Origin of the sequence: Sphingobium sp., from assembly GCF_041987595.1 — a bacterium.
GTDB lineage: Bacteria > Pseudomonadota > Alphaproteobacteria > Sphingomonadales > Sphingomonadaceae > Sphingobium.
Genome location: NZ_JBHIWJ010000192.1, coordinates 1 through 2,911 on the forward strand (window position 1 = coordinate 1; position 2,911 = coordinate 2,911).

Below are 2,911 nucleotides of genomic sequence, written 5' to 3' on the forward strand. Positions count from 1 at the left end.
GCCTCGAAACCTACAAGGTCGCCGATGGCCGGCTGACGATCCGCTATTTTCATCGAACCGGTCATTAACCTTCCATGTTCCGACGTGCAGGCGCTGGACACGGCTCAGTCCTTCGCCTGCATGAAGGCCAGCAGGTCGGCATAATGGGGTTGGTGGACGAGGCCGCCGCCCGAAATCGAGATATTCTCGCCCGTGATGTAGCGCGCTTCGTCCGAAGCCAGGAACGCGACCAACGCCGCGATATCATCCGGCGTTCCGAATTCCGGCGTCAGTATATGACGCTGGATGATTTCCTTCAACCCCGGCACGGTCTTTTCGAGGGCTTCGGTCAGCACGACACCCGGCGCGATGCTGTTGCAGCGGATATTCTGCTGTCCATGCTGGGTCGCCACATATTTGGTGAGCCCGATGATCGCTGCCTTCGACGAACCATAGGCGATGCGCGCCAGATCTCCCGCACTGCCCGAATTGGATGCGGTGTTGATGATCGAACCGCCGCCGCCCGCGACCATATGCGGGATGGCATATTTGCATCCGAGAAGATAGCCGGTGAGATTGACGTCGAGAATTTCGCGCCAGATGCCGATCGGGATATCGACGGCTGTGGTATCCTGCGGGCTCTTGTCCGGATCGGTCATTGCCGCGTTGTTGTGCAATATGTCCAGCCTGCCGAAATGGTCTACGGTGCGATCGACCATCGCCTTTACCGATTGCGGATCGGCAGCATCGAACTGGATCGGCAGCGCCTTGTCGCCCAGCGGTTCCGCCGCGCGAACGGCGGCAGCCTCGAACAGGTCGGCGATCACGACGCGCGCGCCCTCCGCGACCAGACGTCGGGCGACCGCGGTGCCGATACCGCCGCCGCCGCCCGTGACGATCGCTACCCTGTCTACCAACCTCGTCATCATGCGCCCGTCCCCGGTGATGGCTGGCGAGAAAAAGCTGCATGGATTGCAGATTGTCCCGCCAGCCGCTTATCGATCAGAATTTAAACGTTGTTTCAACGCCATAGGTAGCCGGCTGGCCAACATAGGCGGCTACAATTCCCAATGTCCGATAGAGATCGGGGAAGCGGCGCAGCAGATATTTCTTGTTCGTGATGTTGCGGCCATAGACCGCCACTTCGACATTGGGATTTTCAAGCTGGAACGCGATACGCCCGTTGAAAATGCCATAGCCAGGTACGAAGCCGAGGCGGTTTTCCGTCTCGTAGGCCGCCTTTGTCGCCGCCGACGCCTGATCCGCCGCCCGGACCGCATCGAAATGCTGACCCCCGACATAGGAATAGGCGCCAGTGACGGCGAGCGTGCCGTCGCCGACAGGAATCTTCTGCGTGGCGCTGACATTGAGTTGCTTTTTAGGCAGCTGCAGCAGCGGCAGGCCGCTCAGATCGACGACGCAGCCGTTGGCCACCCCGGCGCTGTTGGTGCAGCCGCTGCCGGCCACGACCTGGATCTCACTGAAGCTGCCCTTGACATATTTGCCGTTCTGCAGCGAGCCGTTGACGCTGACCGTCATGCCCTCCCAGGGGACGGCCGTGATTTCATTTTCGATGCCCCAGATCCGGACCTTGCCGTTGTTCTGGATATATTGGGTGACGCCGATCCCGGGGACGAAGCTGTTGACGATCGCCTGGTTGTCGCTCTTCCAGGTGTGGAAGACGGCCGAGTTGAAGCGCAGGCGGCGGTCGAAGAGATCGACCTTCAGACCGGCCTCTACGTCCTTGACCTTTTCAGGAGAAAAGGCAGGCAGACCGCCGGCGCGCAGGTTCCAGCCGCCGGCCTTGGCCGCGCCGCGCGTTGCGACATAGAGGAAGAGATTGTCACTCGCCTGCCAGTCAAGGCCCAGGTTCCATGCTGGATAATTGAACTTGGCATTCTGCTCCTGGTTGCAGGTCGTCGCCGTCACGGGCTCGGTGGGCGTCACCGTGCAGTTGATGCCGGTCGGCGTGCCCGCCACGGCGACGTCATAGGGCCGGCCGTAGATCTGGGCGTTGTGCAACACGCTGTCGCGCGTATCCCATGTGTAGCGGAAGCCGCCGACCGCGCGAAGCGTCGGGGTCAGTTCATAATAGGCCTGCGCGAACAGACCGAAGGTCTTGTTGGTCACGTCGGCGTTGGAATCGCGGATGAGTCCGCCAAAAATCTGGGAGCGGCTGAATTCATAACCGCTTTCCTTGCCGGCATAGGCGCCGGTGATGAAGCTAAGGCTATCAGTGATGTTGCCGGAAAGCTGGAATTCCTGGGAAACATAATAGGAGCCGGACCCGGCAAAGGTCGCCAGCAGCGGCACGGCGGTGCCATCCGTGTCGCTCTCTCCGTAGTTCTTCGAATGGCGATAGCCGGTGATCGACTTGAAGTTCAAGCCGCCCAGATCGACGTTGAGCGTGCCGGAAAAGCCATATACTTCGAGCGTATTGAATGGCTGCACGCCGTAGAGGGCCTGCGCTTGCGGGGTCAGTACGCCGATGGTGGCCGGGGTCGATGTGCCGGTCGCGGTATTGCCCCCCCAATGACCCTAGGTCAGCAGGCCTGCCGTGAGGCCGGGCTGGAAGGGAGCGGGGACGATCGCCGGGTTGAAGGTCCAGAGCGCGATCTGCTGGCCGTGGTTATACTGGCGATTCCAGTCGCCCGACAGTGTCAGATCCCAGCCATTGCCTTCATATTTGAGCTTGCCGCGCAGGAACTTGCTGTTGTTATCGGAAAAGTCGCGATTGGTGGCGAGATTGTCGCCATAGCCGTCCCGCTCGTTGATCGCGCCGCTCAGGCGGATCGCGAGCCCCTCTGCGAGCGGTACATTGATATTGGCCTGCGCACCTAGCGTACTGTAATTGCCAAACTCCGCCTTGAAGGTGCCGCTGAGCTGGTCGTTGGGGTCGTTGGTGACGATGTTGATCGCGCCGCCGGTCGTA

2 protein-coding genes and 1 pseudogene are annotated in these 2,911 nt (G+C 60.9%); all 3 read right to left on the minus strand.

What is annotated here, in order from left to right:
* Positions 1 to 104: 104 nt before the first annotated feature.
* Positions 105 to 908, minus strand: coding sequence for an SDR family oxidoreductase (locus ACFC3J_RS22635; RefSeq protein ID WP_279728612.1), 804 nt, complete (start codon positions 906 to 908; stop codon positions 105 to 107).
* A 73-nt stretch (positions 909 to 981) separates the two neighbouring features.
* On the minus strand, positions 982 to 2,430 hold the full coding sequence (locus tag ACFC3J_RS22640) for a TonB-dependent receptor domain-containing protein (RefSeq protein WP_375198166.1): 1,449 nt from the start codon (positions 2,428 to 2,430) through the stop codon (positions 982 to 984).
* Between the two features lie 87 nt (positions 2,431 to 2,517).
* Positions 2,518 to 2,911 (minus strand): annotated as a pseudogene (locus ACFC3J_RS22645) (TonB-dependent receptor); the annotation flags it as partial.